Genomic DNA, 24,179 nt, shown 5'->3' with positions numbered 1-24,179 from the left:
ATATTTATGTTAAAAAATAAACACCCACATATTGTGAGTAATGTATATTTTACTATATTTGTAAAATGAAAATTAAAGAATACAAAAGGACATATACAGACGAATGGGACTTTAGAACCAGTGACACTAAAGAGTACACGCATTCTTATCATACATATCCTGCTATGATGATACCACAAATAGCTAGAAAATTAATACAAGATTATAAACCAAAAGGTAAACTTGAAAATATACTTGACCCTTATATGGGGTCTGGAACCACTTTAGTTGAAGCTAAAATACAAGGGATAAATGCAATTGGAACTGATTTAAATCCATTAGCAAGATTTATTTCTTCTGTCAAAACAACAAACTTTAACGAGGGTCTTATTGAAAAATACTTTTCAAAAACAATAAACGCAATAGAAAATTACAAACGCCCTGAAAATGTAGATTTAGACCATATTACAAATGTAGATTTTTGGTATAGTAAAGAAAATGCTGAAGAGTTATATTATTTAACTAATATTATAAACACATACCCTGAAACAATTAGAGATTTCTTTTTGTTAGCTCTTTCAGAGTGTGTTAGAGAGGTTTCCTATACAAGGAATGGTGAGTTTAAACGATATAGAATAGCAAAAGAAAAACTACACTTACACAACCCTCAAACCTTTAAGTTATTTATAAATAAAATAGAAAGAAATATAAAAGGATTAGAAGACTTCAATAAAATAAACAATAAAAGTAAAGTAGTAATTGCAGATTTTAATACAGTAAATGAAATACCCAAACATTATATTAAAGAAGGTAGTGTTGATTTAGTGGTAACATCACCACCTTATGGTGATTCTAAAACTACTGTTGCTTATGGACAATTTTCAAGATGGGCTAACGAATGGTTTAAATTTGAAAATGCAAAAAAAATAGATAATCTCTTAATGGGGGGAACGAAAATAAAAGATTTTACATTAAAAACAGAATCTATCAAGAATGAGTTAAAAGAAATAAAAGCGATAGACGAAAAAAGATATTATGAAGTCCTTTCTTTTTTGGATGATTATTATAAATCTATAACTAATGTTTCTAAAGCGATAAGAAAAGAAGGTAGAATTTGCTATGTTGTTGGAAACAGAAATGTAAAAGGTGTGCAGATACCTTTAGATTATTTTACTATAGAGGCATTTGAAGCAAATGACTTTAAACATATTGATACTTTTGTAAGAAGCATACCAAATAAAAGAATGCCAAATAAAACAAGCCCTAGCAATAAAAAAGGTGCGAATGTTACAACAATGGTAAATGAATTTATTATAATTATGGAAAAAATTTGAGGGAAGAAAGACTGAACAGCCTCAAAACCCTCAAACCCTCACTTTACTTCTTTTGATGGATTGTAGTAATTACCTTGTGATTCTCTTAATAAAAATTTGGTTTTACAAAGATTAGTAATGTAACGCTCTGCTGTTTTTTGAGTAATATCTAATTTAGATGCATAACTAATATAATCTTGTGTAGAAAAACGTAATGGTAAACTATCTATAAATTGTTCTTTTTTGTTCTTGTAGTTTATAGCTGTTTTATCAACCGGTAAACTAGAATACACTTTGCTACTATGTTTTATTAAGGCTTTTACTATAGTTAATGTAGATTGAAAATCTTCATCAGAACAATACAAAGGATTTGAAATATCTCCTGTTTCCAATATTCTTAAAACGGTTAAAATCATACTAATTCTAAACGCTATAATACCCATTCTTTTAATAGAAGAATTATACTCAATGGGATTTACATTAAGATAGTATAAATTTATTTTTGAAAAAAATTGATTAAATATTTCTTGCTGTTCTTCTGTATATGAAAACTGAATTTCAGTATTTGTGATTAGTTGTCTGTATAGCTCATAAAATTCATTGCCCAATTGATCGTAATACTCATTTAAACCCTTTTTAGTATTAATAGCAAAAACGTTTTTCCAAGTAGTACTTGTAGGCATTTGATAAAACATAAAGCGACTGAATAAACCATTTTCAGCATTTGGCATTAACGCCAAAACTTGTTTTGGTGTTCCTGTTAATGCACAAGACAAACAAGGCTCTTCAATCTCTACATATTCTCTATCTGTTCTACGAAAATATTTTATTGTTTCGTGATGAAAGGCATTTCTAAAACCATCAGAATAATCGCCATAATCTGTTTTAAAGTTTTTTGCTAATGTATCTGCTTCGGTTTCAAAAATTAGCCCTCTACCTTTACTATCATACAATAATTGAAACATACCAGTTGAACTATTATTTGCTGGAATAAACAACATTCTAATAGGTGGTTTTTGAGGTTTCTTTAAGTTTTCATCTTTCGCTTTGTTCTTGTTGTATTGCGCTAATTCTGCATCATATTCTGCCTCCATTAGTTTAGCTTCTTCACGCATTGCTTTGTGAATTTTATAAACCAGTCTTTTACAAAATTTTAGTTTACCTTTACCTGAAGCTGCTGCCGCTGTTACAAATAAATACAAATTAGAATATACTTTATCGCCATCATAGATACCGTATATTTTAGGTAAACAAGCACTTATAGCTGTTATAGCACCTAATATTATTATATCTTTTTCCTTGTCTGTTTTTGTATGTTTAACTACTTGTTGAAGGAATTGCGGAAGTTGAGGAATTAAGGAAGTTGAGAATGTTGGACTATCTGAATACTTCACTGAATTAGTTTCTTCTTTATGTATAAATACTTCTTCTTCAAAAAGTTCATTATATGGTTTGATATTATTTTGGTGAGCCATATAGTAAAACGTTGAAATATTGATTCCTGTACCTTTCGCTTTTAAACAATTGGTGTATTGTTTATCGCATTCTTGATAATTGTACTTAATATAAAATCTGCTAATTCTGTGATAGTAATCTCTTCCTGTTTCTCCATATTCTTCTGAAATTGCAAAACCTAAATTTCGCCAAGTTTCATAATTTCCCGTTATATCAGTTGCTGTTTTTTCTATTTCAGATATATAGGCTTCAATATCATTACTTATTGAATTATTCTGTTTTATTGGAATTGGTTTTTCTTCTTCTAATTTTATATTGACTTCGAAAATATCTGCATTTGAATTGATAAAACAGTCTTCATCATAAGACATAAAACATAAGCGACAAATATCACTCCCAGAGGTATCAATACCTATATTTAATGCTTGTTCATAATAGGCCACAACTTGATTGTAGGCTTCTTTGTGACGCTCTTTATTAGAACTAACTTTTACAATAATTTTTAAGCCTTTGCCACTAGGACTGATAAATGACGCATAAGTGTAAGGTGCTAAACGTGTGATTTGTTTAACCTCTTTTAATTGAGATTCTGAAAGTTTATCAATATCCAAAATCACATATTGGCTGTAAGTATCAATTTTACCAATACTTCTGCCATTACTAAAAGTACCTGATACTGTAAACGCCTGTAATTGTTTTTTTAATTGGTCTGCTTCCTTTTTATTATCATTAGATAGTAGGTTTCTTATATCGCTTATTTTGGCTTTATAAGTACCTATTTTAATATCATTAAGGATTTTTTCTAAAGGCTTATCCTCAACCTTATAAATGAAGTCATTAAAGACTGATACGGCAACTTGCATAACTTTAAGATTTAAGGATTAGTAATTATTTCTTTTTGTTGAGAATGCTTTACGATAGTTATTGTCTAATAACTTTTGCACGTCACTCATACGATAATAGATTTTAGAGCCTATTTGTGAAAATGAAATAACACCTTCATCCCTCCAAGTTTGGGCGGTGCGTTTGCTAATGTTCATTAGCTGAAGAAATTCTTGATTGTCTAAAAAAGTGTCTTGAGGCTTCTTTTGTTTTTCCTCTAATTGCTTGTTTAAATCGTCTAAACGATTAACTAAATCTTTGTACTGTTGGGTGCTTAAAATGATTGCTTCCATTACGATATATTTTTAAAATTATACCGCAAGAATGCAATAGTGATAAGGTGCTAAAAGCACACCCTTATAAAACCCTTATAATGAAAGTATTTTAGTGAAAAGGGTTGTTTTCTATATATTCTAAAGCATCATTTAAATAGTCTTCTGAAATATTTGAAGCATCTAATTCTGATTTTAATTCGAGATTTATTTTATCGGCTATAACATTACAAAGTGTTGCTAAACCTATATTAGGAATAATTCTTTTTTGTTTTAATGCTTCTACCACACCCCGTAGCGCACCTTTTTTCCTTTGTGTTAGAACAGATTTCCCATCTACCGTAATACTTAAATCTTCCAAAACCTGTAAAACATATTTGCGGTTTTTGCCCTCTTTTATAATAGAGTTGAAATCTTGTTTTAATTTTTTAACGTTTTCAGGCAATATTGCTATATCGTCTTTTATTTCATTTATAAAGGCTTTTTCATTCTTCAACCAAGTTTTTATTGTCCTAATGTATTCTTTCTCATTTTTAGTAGGTTTTGATAATAAAGCAGATTGATTGACTGAATGAGATTTCTTTTTTAAGTCAAAAAAATATTTAGTCTTATCTGATATATATTCATTTTCTAAAAGTGTAGTTGTGTCAATGCTTAAAAGGATATGATTTGTAATATTAGATAAGTATTTTAATAATTTGGATTGAGAGAGTAATTCAACTTTTGCAGTACCCAAATAAGGATTCGTTTTTGGCTTTTCTGCTAATATTGGTAAGGTTCTAGAAAAGTGCTTTTTTAAATTTGAAAAGAGAGCTAATTCAAAAGGAAAGAATTTATACCATTTATCGTAAGTACTTAATAAAAGATTGAGGTCTTTTTTCTCTTTCCCTTTAGGTTTAAAATAGTTTTCAATATACTGAAGTATTACTTCTTGACGTTCTTTATACTTTCGATTTACACCTTCTAACTTGTGATTCTTTTGCATTCTTATTACATAGTCCATAAACCAACTTAAAGCTGGTGGTTCTCCACATTTATCTGGTGTTTGACCAAAACTTGTTATAGCATATTCTATGTAATTATTAATTTCTTCTTCCCAGTTATCTTGATCTAAATTATTCAATATATGATGATGTGTATATAACACCTTATCTGCTACAAATTTTGCCAAGTCTTTAAAGTCCTCCTTTTTAAATAAACTATGCTTTTGCAGGTTTTTATGTCTTTCACAACAATTGGGGAAGTCTTTAAAATAATCACCTACTTCTTTTAGTATCCTTTGATGTGTAGTTTTACAGCCTTCACAATTATCAAGATTATGTTCTGGGTTTGGGAAATATTGAATAGGAAAAGGTTTTTCATATGCAGAACCTTTAAGGTAAATCATTTCAGAACCACAAACATCATATTTCTGCATTCCTGTAACTAAAAAATGAGGATTTCTACCCATAACAAACTAATTTATAAATTTATCTACTGCATTATCCAACTCACTACTTATAATTTTTGCATACACTTGTGTTATACCAATATCTGAATGGTCCATAAGTTTAGAAACGTGTTCTATACGCATACCATTGTTTAATGCCCTTGTAGCAAATGTATGTCGGCTAATATGAAAAGATAAATTAAAAGGAAGTTCTAATTCTTCTCCCATTTTGCTCAAATACATATTGCTTAATGAAATTGCTCTATTGGTTATTAAACTTCTGTGTTCTCTATCTTTAAAATATAACTCGTCAACTTTTGCAAATGGAAAAATTATATCGTTTTGCTTTTGGTCTTGGGTTTTGTATTTCTCTAAAATATCAACCGCTTTTTGACCTATTCTAATACTATGCTGTCTTTTCGTTTTTCTTATCGTCTTTGTAATTCTGTGATTTTTGCTATCGTAATGCTTCCATTGTAATTCGATAACATCGCCAAAACGTAACCCTCCAGAAAAAACAGAAAAGATAAACATATCTTTAATAACTTGTGCTTTGTGCTGTTGTGGAACTTCTAAATTAATAAAGGCTTCAAACTGTTCATCGTTTAAATAGCGTTTTGTAGTCTTATTTTTCTTTACTTTAAATTTGGTAAAGGGTACAAGCTCATTGGATATTAAATCTTCTTTTTTAGCTTCTCTAAACATTAAGTTTAGGATTCTAAACGCATAATTTATAGTTGTGTTATTGTTGCCTAATTTAGAACTGCAATGTGATGCATAATCTTTTAAGGTTGTAGCTGTAATATCATCAAACATTATTTCACGATGCCCAACAAACCTTTCAAATTTTTCTATGTTGTTTTTATAGCTTCTGTAAGTAGATAGCGTAACAGTATCTTTAAGCTTCTCGCACCTATCATAAGCAAACTCAAAAAAGTTAATTAAGGGTTTACCCTTAATGGCCTCTTTTATTCTTCTTGCTGATGTAGATTGATTTCTTCTTTCAAGGTCTGCAATCTCTCCTTCTGCATCTGCTATCTTTCTTGAAATGTATGCGTTTAACCTTGTTGAAGTTTTATGATTCTTCTTTACTTTTTGCTTATCTTCATCCCATTCATTAGGCTGTAATTTTACACTTAATGAAATGAATTTAGTTTTTCTGTTTTTGATTACTCGTAAATAAAGAGGTGCAAGTCCAGCTTTATCTATCTTGTTTGTTCTTAATACTACTTTAATTGAAGACATAAAACCTTGATTAATAGGCGGTGCAAATGGGTGCAACGCAATACGAAGGTACAACAATAGGTACAACAAACCTAACTTTTAGTAGCATTTTATTGCATTATTTTGCATTGCCTAAAAACACAAAATCCTTATATATAAAGGGTTTGAAAGCAAAAAAGTAAAAATGAGTGATATTACTATATAACAATGTATAACCGCAATTACGGCGGATTCGACTACGTCCGAATCCACTCGGAATTGCTAACGTCCGTGCTAAACCGAAAAATTTGCGTACTTTAACCCGTAACTGACGGTTATACGAGACCGTTGTAGCACATATGAGAAACGTACTTCTATTAATAATTTTGCTTGCATCAAACTTCAGTTTTTGTCAAGAAACTGAAAAATTGACTGTGGAAAGTTTGAAACTCGAACTTGCGGAATTTTTGATGGAAAAAAATCAAATAAGAAATAATAACAAAAAAGTTAGTCTTCGTGGAATTCATAAAAATCGAGTTGACGAAAACCTTAAAAATGGAATTTATGTTTTTAATAATGGTTCAACACACAATCTTTCTTTTTTTGTTATTGTAGACAATAATTCATTTAGCATTTTAAATATATCAACTTTTCAAGGTTTAAAAGACTCTATAGAGAAAACATTGGAATTTGCTAAAAGTGAAGAATATTGTACTGAAATTATCCAAGATTATATTTCTAGACTAATAGGTGTGCATTATAGAATAAATAAAAACCCAAGACGTCGAAATGATAAAAATTGCGAATTTGAATTAAAACCAAGAAAGAGCACTTACGATTTAAATGCTTTGAAATTAAAACTTGCGGAATTTCTAGTAGAAAAAAAAGAACTAAATGATATTGACCAATACTTCAAATATTCAGACTTTCTTTTGGTCTCGAAAATGGATATTTACTATGGTGTTGAAAAAGAAAAAAAAGTGGAATGTGGAGTCTATACTTTCGCCTATTTAGAAAATGATGAGCAGAATTTCTACTATGCAATAGTGAATGAGGATTGGATTGAAATTTTTAGTTTGGAAAGTTCCGAAAACCTATCTAATGGAATTAATAAAGTTTTGGACTTTGCCGAAAACCACAACTATTGTCATTTGAAAACAGGACAAATTATAGAACAATTAATCGGAATGAAATATTTGGAAAGTTGCTTTGACAATCCGACTTTTGAATTACCATAAAACTGAAATAAATACGTGCTACAACAACGTGTATAGCTCATTGCTATTAAGTTACTTAAACTGAAATTAAGGCATATTTGGAAAGTCGCCAAATTTTTAAATTTGACGATTACCAAGGAAAAAGATAAATAGTAAAATTTAAAAATTCGGCTTGTGGCTCAACCGAAAAATAATCGCTAATTTGCACGCAACGAGCCATACACAAGACAGTTGTAAGTAATGCAAAAATTGTGCTAAAATTTAACATTTGAACAAAAAAACGCCAACGCACAAACAGCACATTTGTTTTTTTTGCCAACGCGTAAAAACAACACTAAAAAAATAAAAGAGCTGTTTCTTGCCAACGCTCAGATAGGATTGTGGAAATCCGTAAAGTAATAAACAAAAAAAGAAATACATTAGCCAAATTGAATTATTCTGAACAAAATAGCTAAAGCTAAAATACTAAAGAGCTATTTTCAGCAAATGGACAAAAGAACTGACAAAAAGAGAATGAATGGCATACCATAATAACGAAGATATTTTCGATGACGAACCAATCGAACTAGTCATAAGATTCAAAAATAAAGCAGTAAGAACTCTCGATAAACAAAATAAAGGAAACTTTGAAGAATTAAAAAGATGGATTGAAAACAAATCATTAAAATGCTTTTTTCAAAAAAAAAATGAGGAAGAACATAAAGTAATTTTTCACATTGAAAACAAGCAAATAGAATTAGTTCTCAAATGGCAAGAGCAAACTTTCGACTATAAAACAATCATAAATCAAAAATCAAAAAATGCAATATCTGAAATTCAAGAACTCAAATCAGATGAATACACTGTTGTTGAAAATTGCACAATAAAATTAATTGATTTTAAAAAACCTCATCGCTCACAAAGAGAATTAGAAGATTTATTTAACAAAATATGCAAACTTGAAATTTCGCCAAAATCAGAAATTGAAAATCAGCAAGAAATTTGGGATAAATGGATTGAAGCACAGCAACTCATTCTCAATAAAAATTCAGAAGCACTAGAAGTTTTAAACTATGACTTGCCTATACAGATTCACGAATTTCTTTATCAATTTCGAGTTAAATTAAAACAAGAGGAAAATCCTGAGTATAACAACCTATATAATATAATTTCTAAAGAACCTTTCAATTTAAATGAAAGAATATACCCAGATGGTAGTCTTTTTATAAGATTAAAAGATATTACAGATGTATTAGATAGAGTTATACAAAAAGATTTTATAAGCATACTCGAAAGAAATAAACAAATTGGTTGTGTTCTTAAAATTACGCCTTATTCTATTAAAGATACTTTAAAGATAAGATTGAATAATTCGAATATTTATGAAAACGAAGTTAGAAAACAGGTTTTCATTGGTATTAGTCATATAAAACAAAAGTTTAAAACAGACTCTGTTTTAAAAAAACAAGGGTTTTCTTTTTCAAAATTTAAAGTAAATTTTGAGATAATTTCAGAAAACAACATAGTACTCAATTCAAAAATAAATAAGAGGTTTAATTTAACTTTTGGCAGTCAATATAGAAAAGATTTAAAAGAGAAAGAATTGGTTTTACCCAAACCACATCAAAATGTTTTTACACTTTGGAAAAATAATTTTAGAGACTTAAAAGTGTTTTATCTTACTTTATGCAGAATATATAGTTCAGAAAAAGTTAAAACTAAATTCTATCTTGTATACGAGGCAGATAATGAAGAAGTGGTTTTTAGTGAATCATTCGATGCCCGTTTCTGGACTGAGATTAAAAGAGAATTTTATTCATTCGATTTTGACACAAATGTTAATGAATCCCAACAAACTGTAGCTTTTGATTTTATTGATTATTCAGATTTAAAATTAAAATATGAGAAGATAAAATCTTTAAATAAGTTTAATATTATGTTCTCGCCATTAAATAACGATTTTAAATTCAAGGTAAAAATAGATATTGTAGCTAAAAAATCTAAGAAAGAAGAATTTTTAGATAAAACAAAGCAGATAGCCGGTGCAGAGTTCTATATCGATAAGGGTAATAAATTTGAATACAAAAAAAGACAAGTTGTAATTGGTAATTTAAATGGCAGAAATTCGGACTATAATCATTACGTTTTTAATTTGCCTTACCAATGGCCAAATGAAAAACGTCAAACTGATAAGTTTTTCAAGTTCATTGAAGAAGAGCCTAAAATTAAATCTGTAACGCCAAATTTAAGAGGAGACCAAGCAAAAATATCTTGGCTACACGAAGCAATGAATAAAATTACTAATCCAAAAGAAGGATTAGACTTAAAACCAGTGAACGAAAAAATCAAAGATTTTATTTTTGATAGTTCAAAAGCCGAAGAAATTCATAAGGATTTATCAGTAGATGGTGAAAATTGGAACGAGTTAAAAAGGCACGAATTACTAACCTTAAACAATTCTCAAAGAAAAGCCGTTTTATCTGCTTTAAACTGTACAGATTTAGCATTGCTTCAAGGTCCACCAGGAACTGGTAAAACAACAGTAATAGCTGAAATGATTTGGCAAATGGTGAGAGTAAACCAAGAACAAAAAATCCTTTTAACTTCTGAAACAAACCTTGCTGTAGATAATGCTTTAGAAAAATTACTCAATAAAAATCATACACTAGTAAAACCAATACGATTTGGAAGAGCTAGTAAATTTGAGGAAGAAGGAAAAAAATATGCGTTTGAACGAATAATGAAATGGGTTGACGAAAAATATGAAACTAATGATAATTATGAAAATGAAGTTTTAAAGGAAGATGATATTGAAATTGTTGAAGAAGATTTTTATAATAATTCTGTTCAGTTATGGATGCGAAGAATTGCAAATAACTCTCAACAAAGTAATCCGAAGTATAGAAGTATTATGAAAGATTGGGCTTTTGAAATGGCTCAACCAGATAAAGAAATGAAAATCTTATTTAAAGATAAATACTTTAAATACGCGAACGTTGTTGGTAGCACAAGTAGTTCTGCTGGAAGTCCAAATTTCGGAGCGGATTATCAACGAATTTTTAATGAATCTAAGTTCATTGAAACAAAATTTGGAGATGTTGAAATTGAAAAATTTGCAAAAAAAGTAAAAAACATAATTAAAAGATACAAGTCTGATTTTAGTGGATGGTATGCTGGTGTTAATGTCATTGATAAATTAAAACCTATTGAATTTGATACAGTAATAACAGATGAAGCAAGTAAAGCGACACCACCAGAATTATTACTACCAATGTGTTTTGGTCGAAGAAATATCATCATTGGCGACCATAGACAATTACCACCAATGCTTCACGATAAAACCTTTAAAGAAACATTAGAATCACTTGAAACAACACAAGCAAAAGAATTGGCATCTGAAATTGATAAAGACTTTGTAGAAACTTCTCAGTTTGAAAGATTAATAATGCATCCTAAAGTTTCGCCAACCATTAAATCTACATTTAATGAACAATATAGAATGCATCCAAAAATCAACAATGTTATTAAACAATTTTATTTGGATGAAGGTGGTCTAGAACCTGGAAAACCAATAAAGGAAAATGCAAATGACCCAAATCTAAATAATCCATTTTCTAGACATCACGGATTCTTACTTAACAAATTTATAAATCCAGATATTCATACTATTTGGGTTAACGTAGATGAACCAGAAGAATTAAGCGGAACATCAAGAATAAATAATTATGAAATAGAAGCTGTTGAGCTAGTCATAAAACTTCTTAAAAAATCAAATGGATTTGAAGAGTATATGAAACATTGGCAAAGCAGTAACGACCAAATTAAAGTTCAAGAAGAACAAGAAATTGGTTTAATTAGTTTTTACGGACATCAAGTCTCTAAACTAAAAGAAGTCGCCTTAAAAGCAAGAAATAAATATGATATACCAATTCGATTAAATACTGTGGATAAATTTCAAGGTATGGAAAGAAATATCATTATTGTTTCGACAGTAAGGAGTGATAAAAAGATAGAAAACGGAGAGATAATTCAGAATAGAGATATTGGTTTTGCTAAGTCACCAAAACGATTAAATGTAGCACTGTCAAGAGCCAAACGTTTATTAATAGTTGTTGGAAATAAAGATATGTTTTACAGGTTTAAAGATAAAAATGGAAACCAAATTTATAAAAATGTAATTGACACAATCAATAATGAAGGTATTGTCGTTGATTTTAAAGACTTAAAAAAAGAATTTGGTAATGATGAATGATTTAGATTTCAACATATTTAAAGCTATAAAACAAGATAAAAAACTAACTGAAATATATCTTGGTTATCAACCTTTTGGATGGTTCTTTACAAAAGCAAAGTATTCTGCAACTTGTACAGAAGCAGTTGAATTTACATTATTTGACAAAACTATTTGTGGTTTACTAAATATAGAAAACTCGTTAAGTTTTGAAGAAATAGGCGAAATTTTAGGATTTAATGTTATAGACAATCCTTCTCTAAATAAATATAAAGACTTTGCAGAATATGAAATCTTGAAAGAGGCTTTACAAAGTTTAGAAGAATTTGAAATGATAACTACTGGAGATAATTCTTTTTCTTATTGTCAATTGACAGCTATAGGAAAAGAATACTTTCAAAAGGGTAAAAAATTTAAAGTTCATACAAACAAAAGGTTTGAGTTATATTTTGATAATACAAATAATGACCATTCAAAAGCAAAAGATAATTTTGAGTTTTTGAAGTATGTTAATACCGTAGAAAATTCAATTAATTCTAGGATTAATTATAAAGATGAACAGTTGCTAAAATCATTTGCAGAGAATCAAATCCCTGAAATTTATAATGTTGAAAGAATGAATTCTTTTAAGGATTCTGTCCTAATCGAAAAAGAGCATAAATCAACTACATTATATGCTGTTTTTTTAGTTGACGCAATTTCTGGTAAATACAGAACTCTTGTTTACGAAGAATATTCAAAAACAATCAATGACTATTTTTCTACATATTTAAGGAGAAATAAAGAAATAGCAAATAATTTATTTTTTCAAGTTTTACAAAAATTTAGTTTTTATCAAAATCCAACTTCTGATGATTATTTATACACAGAAGAATTAATTAAATCTCAAAAAGAAATTGAAAGGATAATATCTGAGGGTAAAAATATTTCAGAAGAAATCGCTAATAATATCAATCAACTAAAATTTATCGAGCCTTTTTTGTTTATTGATAGATTAGATACAATTATCAAAAATTCAGAAAAGGAAGTTTGGTTGATGTTTAATAAGGTGTCAAAATTATTGATTGAAACATTATCTAAAATAATTAAAGAAATTAACGATAAATACCTTTTTATCTATCTTCCTATTAATGATGATTTAGAAACCGAATTAGAAGAGTTTAAAAGTAAAGTTTCTGAAAGTTTAAATTCATATTTAATTATTGGCAAAATCGATGAATTTAACGTAATAACTGAAAACTCAAACAAAACAAGTATATATAAAAAAGAAATATTTCCTGTAGAAATAAATAAGAAATCAATCAAATATCAATTCGTTAAAAAACATACCAACGTAGAAATAAAAGAACACATTGATTCTTTTAGACGAGATTTTGCCGATGAATATGTGGAAGATATTAGTAATGAAATAGACGCTCTATTTGCTGAAAAAATTAATAGTGATGATTTATCTAAGTATAGCACTAAAGAAATCGAGGATATTGACTTTAAGATAAGACCTTTTTACAACTTAACTGAACACAATTTAGTTGTAAGCGAAATTAGAGAAAATAAATTAGCACTAATAAGTGCTGTAAAGAATGCGAAAAATAAGAAAATAGAATCTTTCATTTCATCAATGTTAGATGAACTTAAAAATTTAGACTTATCTGATGATAGGAAATTCAAAACTTTAAAAGAAAAAACAAATAAAGAGAAAGAAAAATTTGAAGAGCTAGAATCAAGTTTGTTTTTAGAATTAGAAAAGAAGTTTTTACTTAAAGAGAAAGAGTTCGAACTAATAAAAAAGAGAAAATCAATAATAATTGATACAAATATTTTAATTGAAGAACCTAAAATTATAGACGTTATTGGTTCGCTTCAAAATATTATTTTCTCTGCTAAAGTTATCGATGAACTTGATAGTCTAAAAAACAGAAGTGAAACTAAAGAAAAAGCACAAGGTGCAATTCGAGAAATCCGCAAACATCAAAAAAAGAGATATATAAGCTTCAATACAAGTAAAGTTGAGAACTTACCAGATGATTTAGATAAAAAATCATCTGATAATATGATTTTATCTGTTGCATTGCAATACAAAAAAAGAAACCCTATTCTTTTAACTAATGATAAGGGTTTGCAGATTAAGGCAGAAATGTTAGAGATACCTGCTAAAACAATTCCCGAGTTAACATCTTTACTTTCTCTCAGTAAAAGAAATAGAACCAACAATAGAAAAAAACGATAATATGTCTTGTTTTGAAACATCTACTTTCCTGAAAAACCCTCAAGTATTTAAAACAGAGGTTTTTATTAAAGCAGTTAAGAAATTTAACTGGGAATATGAAATTAAAAGTAATAATGAAGTTATTGTTACTAAAATTCCAAATACAAATCTTCACGGAGAATATGCAATAAAAATTAAAAATGGAACAGTAACTTATAATAGTTATTACCTGAAGAATGGCAAAGATTTAATTAAAGAATTGCAGAGTGATTTTTTTGTTTTAAATGTTGAGTATGCAAAAAAGACGATTCTTACTGAATTTGAAAGTGTTGGGTTCTCTCTAAAAAAAGATTACGACTTTGAACCAAATGAAGAAGTGAAAGAGAAGTTTTTTATGGTTGGTTATTCTAAGCTAGAAAATGAAGATGAAAAACGTACTGAAATAGAATTTTCAATCTTAAAAGATGGTACTATAATTTCAGATTCAAACTATATTCCATATGATGTTCACGAATTAGCGGATAAAGCAATGGAAGGAATAGAAAAGTCATTTGGAAATACTAGAAGGGAAGGAATAGAAATAAAAAGAAAAGAAATACCAGTAAAATATAAAAACAAGTCTTACTGTAGTGCTTCAAATAAAATCATAGCAAAAAATTAAAAACAATGGAAAAATCATTTGAAGAGTTAAAATATATGCTTGACGCTAATTATCCACTAATTTATCTAGCGTCACCTGAATATGGACGCATAATTCAAAAAGTTAGAAGCACAGCTTTTAGAAAAGGATATACATTTAGCACTTGGGATATTGTTGATGGTTTGCAAATCCACACTAAAGATGAAAATTCAAATAGATTAGATAAAGTCGAGAAACATCCTAATAATGGCGAAACTAAAAATCCTGATTCTTTTCTTGAATTTTTATTAAAAGGTAATAATGAAAACCAAGAATCAAAAGAGATTTTTATTATTGAAGATGCACATAAACAGTTTCGAGATGAAAAATTTGTGGTTCAATTAAGAAAACTAACACAATATTTTAAAGCACTAAACAAACACTTATTATTGCTATCCCCATTTTTCAAACTACCTATTGAATTAGAAAAATATGTGACAGTTCTAAATATGCCTTTACCTGATAAAAATGATTTAGAAAAAAGGCTGAATGTAATAATTAGAGAAGAAACTATAAACGAGGATTTAAAAAATCTAATTCTTGATGCAGGTGCAGGATTAACAGATGTTGAAGCTGATTTGGCTTTTCGCTTAGCAAAAGAAAAAGTTGGCCTAAATAGTAAAGATGCCATTAGAATTATTGCAAGCGAAAAAGAACAGATAATTAAAAAAAGTGGTATTCTAGATTATTATCATACAACAGAAAATTTAGATTCAAGTGTTGGTGGCTTAGACAGTTTAAAAATATGGTTGAAACAAAGAAGCAAAGCATTTGAAAGAAAGGCGAAAGTATTTGGTTTAAAAGAACCAAAAGGAATGTTGCTTTTAGGTGTTCCTGGAACTGGAAAAAGTTTAACTGCAAAGGCAATCGCAACAGAATGGAATCAACCATTATTAAAATTAGACATAGGTAAAGTATTTCAATCAGAAGTTGGTAGTAGTGAAAACAACATAAGAAATGCTATAATGACAGCAGAAGCAATTGCGCCTTGTGTTTTGTGGATAGATGAAATCGAAAAAGGATTAAGTTCTGGTGGTGGCGAAAAAGATGGAGGCACAAATTCAAGAGTATTTTCAACCATTTTAACTTGGATGCAAGAAAAATCGAAACCAGTTTTTGTAGTTGCAACTGCCAATAACATTAGTAATCTTCCACCTGAACTTTTAAGAAAAGGTCGTTTTGATGAAATCTTTTTTATAGACTTACCAACAAAAAAAGAAAGGAAAAACATATTTGAAATTCATCTCAAGAAAAATAATCAATTAAGTATAACTGACTTCAATCCAATAATTGAAGAATCTAAATATTTCAATGGAGCTGAAATTGAAGAAACTGTAAAAGAAGCAATGTTCAAGGCATACATTGCGAACAATGAAGAACCAGAAATTAAATTGTCTCACCTTATTGAATCAGCCAAAGCAATTGTTCCTCTAGCAATTACAATGAAAAATAAAATTGACGGGTTAAGAGATTGGGCATCAACTAGAGCTAGACCAGCAAGTTCTGATACTGATAAAGAAGATTTAAAGAAAGATGAAACTAAAACTCAAACATTGACAAAAAGAGAAAAGGAAGAAGATATATTTTAGAATACGAAACTTGTGAAAATATAATGAATAGAGAAAATATGAATTGAATGAAAAGCCAACGCTCACATTTGAACTAAATAAGAAACATCGAAATACCAAGCTGAACTGAAAAAAGCACTACTTACAACAACGTGTATAAAACATAGCTATTACAGGCTTTTCAAGAGGTTTTTGAATATTTACAAAGTACGCCAAATTTTTTATTTGGTTATATTTATAAAAGAAAATTAAACATAAAAATAAAAAATTAGGCTCGTGCTAAATCCGAAAAGTTAGCGTTTATTTACACGCTACGTTTCATACACAAGACCGTTGTGCATAAGTTGAAAAAAACGACATTCTACATATCAATCATAGTTCTGATTTTGAACTTTAGCTGTAAAACAGACAAAACTGATTTGGACAAATCGGCGGAATATGATGCTCAAAAAACAACGGAATTAATAATGCAGATTTTAAAGGACGAAAGTAGCGACTATCTATCTTCGACTTGCATAACGGAAAAACCAAGAGCAATTTCGTATCCAATGGTTGCGGATTTTGATAAATACGTAAAAAATCATCTCGAAATAAAAGACACCATCCATTATAACACTCAAAAACGTTTCTATAAAAAATTTAAAATCACATCGGAATTAGTTCCGAACAAAAACATCTTAACTCAAAAACAGTTTGAGGAGTTTGAAAAGAAGTCTAAAAAAGGTGAATTTAGATTTTGGGATTGGCTTGATAACAACTGCAAGAATGGATATTGCTCGATAAGCAAACCAATTTTTAACGAAACTTACGATTTAGCTTATGTGCAAATCGGAACAGTTTGCGGTGGATTATGCGGTGGCGGTGAAGAACGAATTTACGAGTTTGTTAATGGAAAATGGATTGAAAAAGAAAGTATTAGCAGTTGGGTAAGCTGAATAAAAAAACGGTGGGCAACAATGTATAACCGCAATTACGGCGGATTCGACTACGTCCGAATCCACTCGGAATTGCTAACGTCTGTGCTTAACCGAAAAGTTTGCGTACTTTAACCCGTAACTGACGGTTATACGAGACCGTTACCCAACATTTTGAAGAACGTCACGAAAAATAATCTTGAACTGAATTTAAAGGAGGCTACTTCTACTCTATTAGAAATGGCAAGAAACTCTTGTTGGAATAACATTTCGGAAAATACGAGCTACATAATTTCGGAAATCAAAAATGACTCTCGAAATTTTAAAATCCAGAGACTTGAAAGGAACAAGGCGAATCGGAAAAAGAAACCTGCAACGCTAAAAAAAGCAACAACTGAATTAAAATCGATTTACGAAAACCTGTACGACATTAATCTGGAAATTAATAAAAGTCGGAAAAACGAAACGATTGTTGATATTAGGTATTATCCGAAATCATCACTTGAATCTGACTATTATGAGAAAGTAAAAAATAACGAGCCAATGCTACATTGTAAAGTTGGAATTCCACCTTATGCAAGTGACAAGTCAAAAAAATATGACGTGAATTGGGAACTTGGCGGAATAAGACACGAATGGAACTCATTTTGGAATAGAATCCAATTCAAATGGAAATACAAAAACCGAATAAAAAACGTTGCACAACAATGTATAACCGCAATTACGGCGGATTCGACTACGCCCGAATCCACTCGGAATTGCTAACGTCTGTGCTTAACTCAAAAATTAAGTAACTTTAACTCCATAACTGCGGTTATACGAGACCGTTGTACAACATTTTGATCAAACAACACAACCATTGAGAATACGAAACATTACAATTACATTATGTATCACTTTTATTTTGTCATTTCTTTTACAAGGAATTAATGACCCTAATGTTTTCATATTTTCCAAATGGAGACAAAACAATGTTTTAAATGTTCTTCATCTATGGTTTATATTTTTCACAACTTATTACCTGTTCTCTTTTATTGTTGAAATAGGCTTTAAAAAATTCACAATTAATACTTCAAAAAGACTAATTGGATTACTTCTCTTAACTCAAGTAATTACGTTTTTGTGGGTTATTATGATTGATTTCCTTTATTACTTTCTGTACTACAAGATCACCTCTCTCTCTGAAACCACTTTTTATGAATTTGATATACCAATAGCAATTGTTATTCTAACTATCGGTAGTTTTTACTTTTACCAAAAAAACTATTTGACACCAATTAAGACAGTTAACTCAAATAAGAACATTGAACAGCAAAATGAAAAGAGTTTGGAAGTTTATAAAGGTTCTAAAAGTATTTTTATTAATCATAATGATATTGGAATAATTCATTTATCAGATAGAATAGTTTGGATAACTACCATAAACAATGAAACTTATCAAACGAGCTTTTCTTTGACTGAATTATCTAATAAACTATCATCGTCAATTTTTTTCCGGTTAAATAGACAAGGAATTATCTCTAGAAAAATTATTAAAGGTTACAACAGAATTGGTTATCAAAAACTTGAGATTTTGATAGATAATAATTTCCCTTCAGAATTAAATTTAGTCGTTTCAAAATATAATGCGCCCAATTTCAAAAAATGGTTAACCAACTGAATTTGAATTTCAAGCACATTCAGCATTTCCTTGTAACTTTTTAAACAATAGTTCAAGTGTTACGCATTTTTTTGCAGTAAAATTCAAACTCAAAACAATGCATCTTAAAACAATTTTATTCACATTAACTTTATTCATCTTTAACAACTTACTTGCCCAACAAAAGGTAAAAGACTTTTATTACGTAGAGCCAGAAACTAAAAATTTACCTGTCTTTATTAGAGGCAATTTAGAATCCAAAAAAATCCTTCTTTATGTACAAGGAGGTGGAGCAGAGAATGGGATTGATTTTGGACGTTCTGACTATCCAAAGTGGAAAAATACTTTAGAAAAAGAAGTAGCCATTGCCTATTTTGACCAAAGAGGCCTCAACAGAAGCGTAAAAAAAATTGACACTTCTAAAATTAATAGTACACAAGTTCTAAAAGATATTATTTTGATTGCTAAATCTCTAAAAGAAAAATACAAAACAGATATTTATCTTTTTGGCCACAGTATGGGAGGTGTTGATGTATTAAATTGTTTAGCAACATTTCCCAAAGAAACAACTTTTATCAAATCTGGAATTGTATTCAATGCACCAATCACAAGCGATTTCTCACCAGAACGTTATAACTACTATCGTCCGCTTTTCCTTAAAAATATAGCCAAAGAATTTATACAACAAGAAAGGGACACTGCCTATTGGCAAGAAGCTTTGAACTGGATGCTTAAAACAGATTCTATTGCAACCATCGAAGATTCCAAAAAATGGAATTCATATGTAGATAGAGCTTACAAACCGTACAAGAGAAAAATAGGTTTTGGAATGATTTTAAAAACAATCTTTTCTAGACCTTACAATCCGATTAAGTATTTGAACAACAAAGACAATAAATACGTTGCAGACAAACTTTGGTTTGCGGAAAAAGAACTTTGGGATAATGGAAAACAAACAACACTTTGGAGGCTACTACCAAAAATTAACAATAACATTTTATTGATAACTGGAAAATATGATGCAGTGGCAGTACCCGAAGAAATGGAAGAAGCACATAGACATATAAAAAAATCAAAATTGGTAATCTTACCAAATGCTACTCACGAATCTTATTTAGACCAACCGAATTTATTTAACGAAGTGATTACTTCTTTTCTTGAATAAAAAAACGTTGTACAACACCGTATAAAATTAATTGCCGGTTTAGCCTACTTACGAAAGTCCTCGCAGACTTTCTATCTGTTATTTATTTTCTAACTTTAGTACTTAAACCACGCAACTAATCTTATACAAACACGTTGGCAACAAGCTGAAAAAAATGAACGCAATAACAAAAAATCTTGACTTTAGTGGAGGAGAAAACAGTTGGTTTGATTTTTGGCACACTCATATTGATTGGAATGGAGACGGAAACAAAAACTGGATTTTAAGAGAAAAATTTCTCGAAAAACTACTGACTGAATTTGAAAACGTGAAATCTGAACTCAAAAAATTCCCGAATGAATACCAAACGTGGATTTTGATTGACGAAAATGACAGCGGAGAAGATGGAATTTATATACATACTAAAAATCCGAATTCAGAAAATTTTCCATTAAAAATCAAAAGGGAAAATAATATCAAGTGTGAAAATCAAAATCTATCTGATTTTATGAACAAAACTGGATTAAAGATATTCGGATTTGAGCACGAGGACGGAAATTATTACTATTTGACTGACGAAAACTACGGATTAAGTTTAACCGAATGAAAAGCCAGTTGCCAACAATGTATAACCGCAATTACGGCGGATTCGACTACGTCCGAATCCACTCGGAATTGCTAACGCCTGTGCTAAACCTAAAATTAAGTACCTTTAACTTCATATCTACGGTTATACGAGACCGTTGTGTGTCATTAAAAAAAACTCTGTGAAAAGAATTTTAATCATATTTATAATATTGACTTCTTGCACTGAAAGAAAAGTCGATGATATTAGGTATCACGAAATAAGATTTACGGCAAGCTCAATAGAACTAATTGAATTGAACATAAAAGAGGTTAAAGGGAAAAACTATGTGAAAGAGTTGGTTGACTCTATTGGTCGGACAAAACAATTGGAGTTTTACAACACAAAAGGTCATCTTGATTATCCAGGTTCTGGTTATTATGGCGGACCAATTATCAAATACCATTACGAACCTAAAGTAATAACTGAAACAGCATACAAGTCTGATATTGATTTAGCAAATGATTTTATGTATTCAGAAGTTCCAAATCAAATAATTTATTACTTGAATAACGATAATGAGATAACAGAATCAACATTTAGATATAAAGTAGAGTTTACGATGGAAAAAGAAGTTCTGACTAAAATAATAGAGAATTTTGAGCTTTACAATAATCTAATTCCTGAAACTGGAATGGAAAGTTATTTAATGGACTCTGTTTTCGGCTATCAATTTGCTAGTGCCAAACTGAATGGAATTAACCCAAAAAATAAAAAATAACGCCACACAACAACGTATAACCACAATTTATTCACGCATACATATTTGAAAAAGGAGTTCATCGGTCGTTCCACTCAGAATTGCGAACGTCTGTGCTTAACCTAAAATTAAGTACCTTTAACTCCATAACTGCAGTTATACGAGACCGTTGTGCAACAAGCTGAAAAAAAGAATGAACAAACTAAAAACTGGAGAATTTTACGGAGTACATTACAAAAAATCAGCTTTTGACAACCTAATAATTACTGACACAGAATATACTCACAGTAAAGTAGATTGGCATTATCACCAAAATCCGTATTTCACGTATTTACTTCAAGGCAAATTATTTGAATCTAATAAAAAAGACTCCTACTATTTAGAACCAGGGAATTTATTATTCCATAATTGGCAAGATGCACATTACAATATAAAGCCACCTGAATTTACAAGAGGTTTTCATATTGAATTAAATGAGAAATGGTTTTCGACTTTTAATATTCAAATAACAGATTTTGAAGGAAGTATCAATTTAAAGAATCCAATAATAAAGAACTTAATGAATCATATATTTTTTGATACTAAAATTAACGACCAGTATTCAAGTTTAAGTATTGAGAGTAATTTGATTGATATATTTAATACAATAAAAGAGTCAAAAAAAGAAAATTCAGAAAAGCCAATTTGGGTAAACAAACTAAAAGAGTTATTGATTGAGGAAAAAATGGATTACTCTTTAAAAAGTTTAAGTTCAAAATTAGGAATTCATCCAGTTCATTTGTCAAGAGAGTTCAACCGATATTTTGGAACAAGTCTTGGCAATTACATCAGACTAATAAAACTGAATAGAGCATTTAATTTGATTACGTCTAAAAGATTTTCAATGACAGAAATTTGTTATCAATGTGGTTTCTATGACCAGAGTCATTTTATTTCAAACTTCAAACGAATATATCACGCAACGCCAACTGAATTCTTAAGAAAAATTGGCTAATGTTAATATTATACAATTTCAATAAGAGAAGAATTCTCACTTTTACATCTTAATAGAAATTAATCTAATAATGGAAATTAAAAGTATAACTATATTGTTTATTGTTCTTTTTTCATTTTCAATCTACGCTCAAGATATGGCAGAATATACGAGTGGTTGGGAAGGTAAAATTGAAAATTCAAAAACATTCAATCTAAAAGTTGAAATAGAAAATTTAAGACTTAAAACTGCCAGATTCAAAATTTCGAATAACAAACGTATCATCGACTTTGCCTTTGATTCAAAAAGTACTTCAATACTAGAAATACCTTTTGCTGAAAATTATTCTTTTAAAGGTCAATTATCCGAAAATGATAAAGAAATCAATGGATTTATTAAGTCTGGAATGCTTCTATATCACTTAAAACTCAAAAGATTAACAAATAACACCTATACTGGAATTTGGAATCTATTAATGGTAGATGAATTAAAATCAGATAATTTTTATTTAAGTGTTGAAAATGGAGAAGGAAATGATTTTCAAGCCTATCCAATTTTTGGTGATAATCGATTTACAGGAACTTGGTGCGACAATTTTCAGAAAGAAAATGATTTGATTTCGTTTACTGATTTTAAAACTGGATTGCAGTTTAAAGGAAAATTAATGACGGATAAAATTCAATTAGGCATCTATTTGGGCAAATATGAAATTACACAAGTAGTATTAAACAAGTCAACAACCGATTGGCAAATTGGTAAATTCAAAAGTGACAATAATACCTCTATCATTGAACTTTCCGAAATGGAAAAGCTTATTTTAAATGATTCATTACCCAACACGCATTCTGTTTTAATTTCAAAAAAAGGAGAAGTAGTTTACGAAAATTATTTTGATGGCTACAATGCAAATATCCCACACGATATGAAATCAGCATCAAAAAGTATTTCTTCAGCTATTGTGGGAATTGCAAAAGATAAATCTTTATTTCCAAGCATTAAGCAATCCATTTTTGATTTTTTACCTAAAAAATACCAAACACATAAAGACAGTTTAAAAACTAAAATTGATATTCAGAGTCTTTTAACAATGAGTTCAGGATTAGATGCAGACGATTATACAAGAGAAAGAAACTCATCTGCATCAGAGAACAATTACCAACCCACTAAAGATTGGGCAGAAACCGTTTTGAAAGCCCCAATGATAAACAATCCAAACACAGAGGCTAATTATGGTTCAGCTAATCCATATTTACTTGGTATTGCAATAGATTCAATTGTTTCTGAACCGTTAGCATTGTTTATGGACAAATACCTATTTCAAGAACTTGAAATATCAAATTATATCATTCAAACAGATTTAAAAGGCATTCCATATTTTGGTGGGGGAATGTACTTAACACCAAGAGATATGTTGAAATTTGGTGAGTTATATCTGAATAAAGGAAAATGGAAATCTGAACGTGTATTATCTAAAAAATGGGTTAAAGATTCATTTAAGAATTATCATAATTTAGAGAATGTACCTGATAAAAACGGATATGGTTATTTATGGTGGCACAACACGTATCAAGTTAACGGAAAGAATATAAAAACTGTTGAAGCTAGAGGAGCTGGCGGTCAATATATTTTTGTAATTCCTTGTTTAAAAACAGTTGTTGTAATTACATCTGGAAATTATAGAAATGGAAAAACACAACAACCTGAATTGATTTTTGAAAAATATATTTTACCTTACCTTAAAAATTGAATAAAAAACTATTGACATTGTATA

Annotated in this window: 17 protein-coding genes; 13 read left to right on the top strand and 4 right to left on the bottom strand. The window is 29.4% G+C overall.

From position 1 onward, the window contains the following. Nucleotides 1–65: 65 nt before the first annotated feature. Complete coding sequence (locus INR76_RS05800) at nucleotides 66–1,313, top strand: DNA methyltransferase (RefSeq protein ID WP_223109715.1); 1,248 nt, start codon at nucleotides 66–68, stop codon at nucleotides 1,311–1,313. A 38-nt stretch (nucleotides 1,314–1,351) separates the two neighbouring features. On the opposite strand, the gene INR76_RS05795 is transcribed toward INR76_RS05800, so the two are convergent. The 4 genes from INR76_RS05795 to INR76_RS05780 form a co-directional block, all read right to left on the bottom strand. Continuing rightward, the gene (locus INR76_RS05795; RefSeq protein ID WP_223109714.1) at nucleotides 1,352–3,610 is read right to left on the bottom strand and encodes a DUF3987 domain-containing protein; all 2,259 of its coding nucleotides are present in this window, start codon (nucleotides 3,608–3,610) and stop codon (nucleotides 1,352–1,354) included. A gap of 18 nt (nucleotides 3,611–3,628) precedes the next feature. Next, nucleotides 3,629–3,922 (bottom strand): helix-turn-helix domain-containing protein, encoded by a 294-nt coding sequence (locus tag INR76_RS05790; RefSeq protein WP_223109713.1) that lies wholly within the window; start codon nucleotides 3,920–3,922, stop codon nucleotides 3,629–3,631. Nucleotides 3,923–4,013: 91 nt separating this feature from the next. Beyond that, on the bottom strand, nucleotides 4,014–5,351 hold the full coding sequence (locus INR76_RS05785) for a hypothetical protein (protein ID WP_223109712.1): 1,338 nt from the start codon (nucleotides 5,349–5,351) through the stop codon (nucleotides 4,014–4,016). A gap of 6 nt (nucleotides 5,352–5,357) precedes the next feature. Beyond that, nucleotides 5,358–6,575, bottom strand: coding sequence for a site-specific integrase (locus INR76_RS05780; protein WP_223109711.1), 1,218 nt, complete (start codon nucleotides 6,573–6,575; stop codon nucleotides 5,358–5,360). Between the two features lie 317 nt (nucleotides 6,576–6,892). Here INR76_RS05780 and INR76_RS05775 point away from each other — a divergent pair, with 317 nt between their 5' ends. From INR76_RS05775 to INR76_RS05720, 12 genes are all read left to right on the top strand, one after another. Further along, nucleotides 6,893–7,771 (top strand): hypothetical protein, encoded by an 879-nt coding sequence (locus tag INR76_RS05775; RefSeq protein ID WP_223109710.1) that lies wholly within the window; start codon nucleotides 6,893–6,895, stop codon nucleotides 7,769–7,771. Between the two features lie 496 nt (nucleotides 7,772–8,267). Next, nucleotides 8,268–11,981 (top strand): AAA domain-containing protein, encoded by a 3,714-nt coding sequence (locus tag INR76_RS05770; protein ID WP_223109709.1) that lies wholly within the window; start codon nucleotides 8,268–8,270, stop codon nucleotides 11,979–11,981. Next, entirely contained in the window at nucleotides 11,971–14,187 is a 2,217-nt protein-coding gene (locus INR76_RS05765) for a PIN domain-containing protein (protein WP_223109708.1), read from the top strand. Before INR76_RS05770 ends, INR76_RS05765 begins: the two co-directional genes overlap by 11 nt. 1 nt (nucleotide 14,188) lies before the next feature. Beyond that, nucleotides 14,189–14,827: a hypothetical protein gene (locus INR76_RS05760; protein WP_223109707.1), complete on the top strand. Its 639-nt coding sequence runs from the start codon at nucleotides 14,189–14,191 to the stop codon at nucleotides 14,825–14,827. A gap of 5 nt (nucleotides 14,828–14,832) precedes the next feature. Then, nucleotides 14,833–16,434, top strand: coding sequence for an AAA family ATPase (locus INR76_RS05755; RefSeq protein ID WP_223109706.1), 1,602 nt, complete (start codon nucleotides 14,833–14,835; stop codon nucleotides 16,432–16,434). Nucleotides 16,435–16,748: 314 nt separating this feature from the next. Further along, nucleotides 16,749–17,348 carry a hypothetical protein gene (locus INR76_RS05750; RefSeq protein WP_255592866.1) on the top strand — a complete coding sequence of 200 codons (600 nt, stop codon included), beginning with the start codon at nucleotides 16,749–16,751 and terminating at the stop codon, nucleotides 17,346–17,348. Nucleotides 17,349–18,594: 1,246 nt separating this feature from the next. After that, a complete protein-coding gene (locus tag INR76_RS05745) occupies nucleotides 18,595–18,987 on the top strand; it encodes a LytTR family DNA-binding domain-containing protein (RefSeq protein ID WP_223109705.1) in 393 nt (130 codons plus the stop codon). Between the two features lie 97 nt (nucleotides 18,988–19,084). Continuing rightward, on the top strand, nucleotides 19,085–20,131 hold the full coding sequence (locus INR76_RS05740) for an alpha/beta hydrolase (RefSeq protein ID WP_223109704.1): 1,047 nt from the start codon (nucleotides 19,085–19,087) through the stop codon (nucleotides 20,129–20,131). A gap of 154 nt (nucleotides 20,132–20,285) precedes the next feature. Beyond that, on the top strand, nucleotides 20,286–20,717 hold the full coding sequence (locus INR76_RS05735) for a hypothetical protein (RefSeq protein ID WP_223109703.1): 432 nt from the start codon (nucleotides 20,286–20,288) through the stop codon (nucleotides 20,715–20,717). A 274-nt stretch (nucleotides 20,718–20,991) separates the two neighbouring features. Beyond that, on the top strand, nucleotides 20,992–21,456 hold the full coding sequence (locus INR76_RS05730) for a hypothetical protein (protein ID WP_223109702.1): 465 nt from the start codon (nucleotides 20,992–20,994) through the stop codon (nucleotides 21,454–21,456). A 172-nt stretch (nucleotides 21,457–21,628) separates the two neighbouring features. Further along, nucleotides 21,629–22,429, top strand: coding sequence for an AraC family transcriptional regulator (locus tag INR76_RS05725; protein WP_223109701.1), 801 nt, complete (start codon nucleotides 21,629–21,631; stop codon nucleotides 22,427–22,429). A gap of 70 nt (nucleotides 22,430–22,499) precedes the next feature. Continuing rightward, nucleotides 22,500–24,155 carry a serine hydrolase gene (locus INR76_RS05720; RefSeq protein ID WP_223109700.1) on the top strand — a complete coding sequence of 552 codons (1,656 nt, stop codon included), beginning with the start codon at nucleotides 22,500–22,502 and terminating at the stop codon, nucleotides 24,153–24,155. Nucleotides 24,156–24,179: the final 24 nt, after the last annotated feature.

The organism is Marixanthomonas sp. SCSIO 43207 (assembly GCF_019904255.1).
Classification (GTDB): domain Bacteria; phylum Bacteroidota; class Bacteroidia; order Flavobacteriales; family Flavobacteriaceae; genus Marixanthomonas.
Note: the sequence above shows the minus strand (reverse complement) of the source record. Positions and strands in the feature narration are given on the sequence as shown.

Excerpts from the sequence above, each read along its gene's own strand:
- INR76_RS05740 (WP_223109704.1), top strand. The coding sequence starts at position 19,085 with ATGCATCTTAAAACAATTTTATTCACATTAACTTTATTCATCTTTAAC.
- INR76_RS05770 (WP_223109709.1), top strand. The coding sequence starts at position 8,268 with ATGGCATACCATAATAACGAAGATATTTTCGATGACGAACCAATCGAA.
- INR76_RS05720 (WP_223109700.1), top strand. The coding sequence starts at position 22,500 with ATGGAAATTAAAAGTATAACTATATTGTTTATTGTTCTTTTTTCATTT.
- INR76_RS05780 (WP_223109711.1), bottom strand. The coding sequence starts at position 6,575 with ATGTCTTCAATTAAAGTAGTATTAAGAACAAACAAGATAGATAAAGCT.
- INR76_RS05735 (WP_223109703.1), top strand. The coding sequence starts at position 20,286 with ATGAACGCAATAACAAAAAATCTTGACTTTAGTGGAGGAGAAAACAGT.
- INR76_RS05785 (WP_223109712.1), bottom strand. The coding sequence starts at position 5,351 with ATGGGTAGAAATCCTCATTTTTTAGTTACAGGAATGCAGAAATATGAT.
- INR76_RS05800 (WP_223109715.1), top strand. The coding sequence starts at position 66 with ATGAAAATTAAAGAATACAAAAGGACATATACAGACGAATGGGACTTT.
- INR76_RS05765 (WP_223109708.1), top strand. The coding sequence starts at position 11,971 with ATGATGAATGATTTAGATTTCAACATATTTAAAGCTATAAAACAAGAT.
- INR76_RS05790 (WP_223109713.1), bottom strand. The coding sequence starts at position 3,922 with ATGGAAGCAATCATTTTAAGCACCCAACAGTACAAAGATTTAGTTAAT.
- INR76_RS05795 (WP_223109714.1), bottom strand. The coding sequence starts at position 3,610 with ATGCAAGTTGCCGTATCAGTCTTTAATGACTTCATTTATAAGGTTGAG.
- INR76_RS05725 (WP_223109701.1), top strand. The coding sequence starts at position 21,629 with ATGAACAAACTAAAAACTGGAGAATTTTACGGAGTACATTACAAAAAA.
- INR76_RS05775 (WP_223109710.1), top strand. The coding sequence starts at position 6,893 with ATGAGAAACGTACTTCTATTAATAATTTTGCTTGCATCAAACTTCAGT.
- INR76_RS05755 (WP_223109706.1), top strand. The coding sequence starts at position 14,833 with ATGGAAAAATCATTTGAAGAGTTAAAATATATGCTTGACGCTAATTAT.
- INR76_RS05760 (WP_223109707.1), top strand. The coding sequence starts at position 14,189 with ATGTCTTGTTTTGAAACATCTACTTTCCTGAAAAACCCTCAAGTATTT.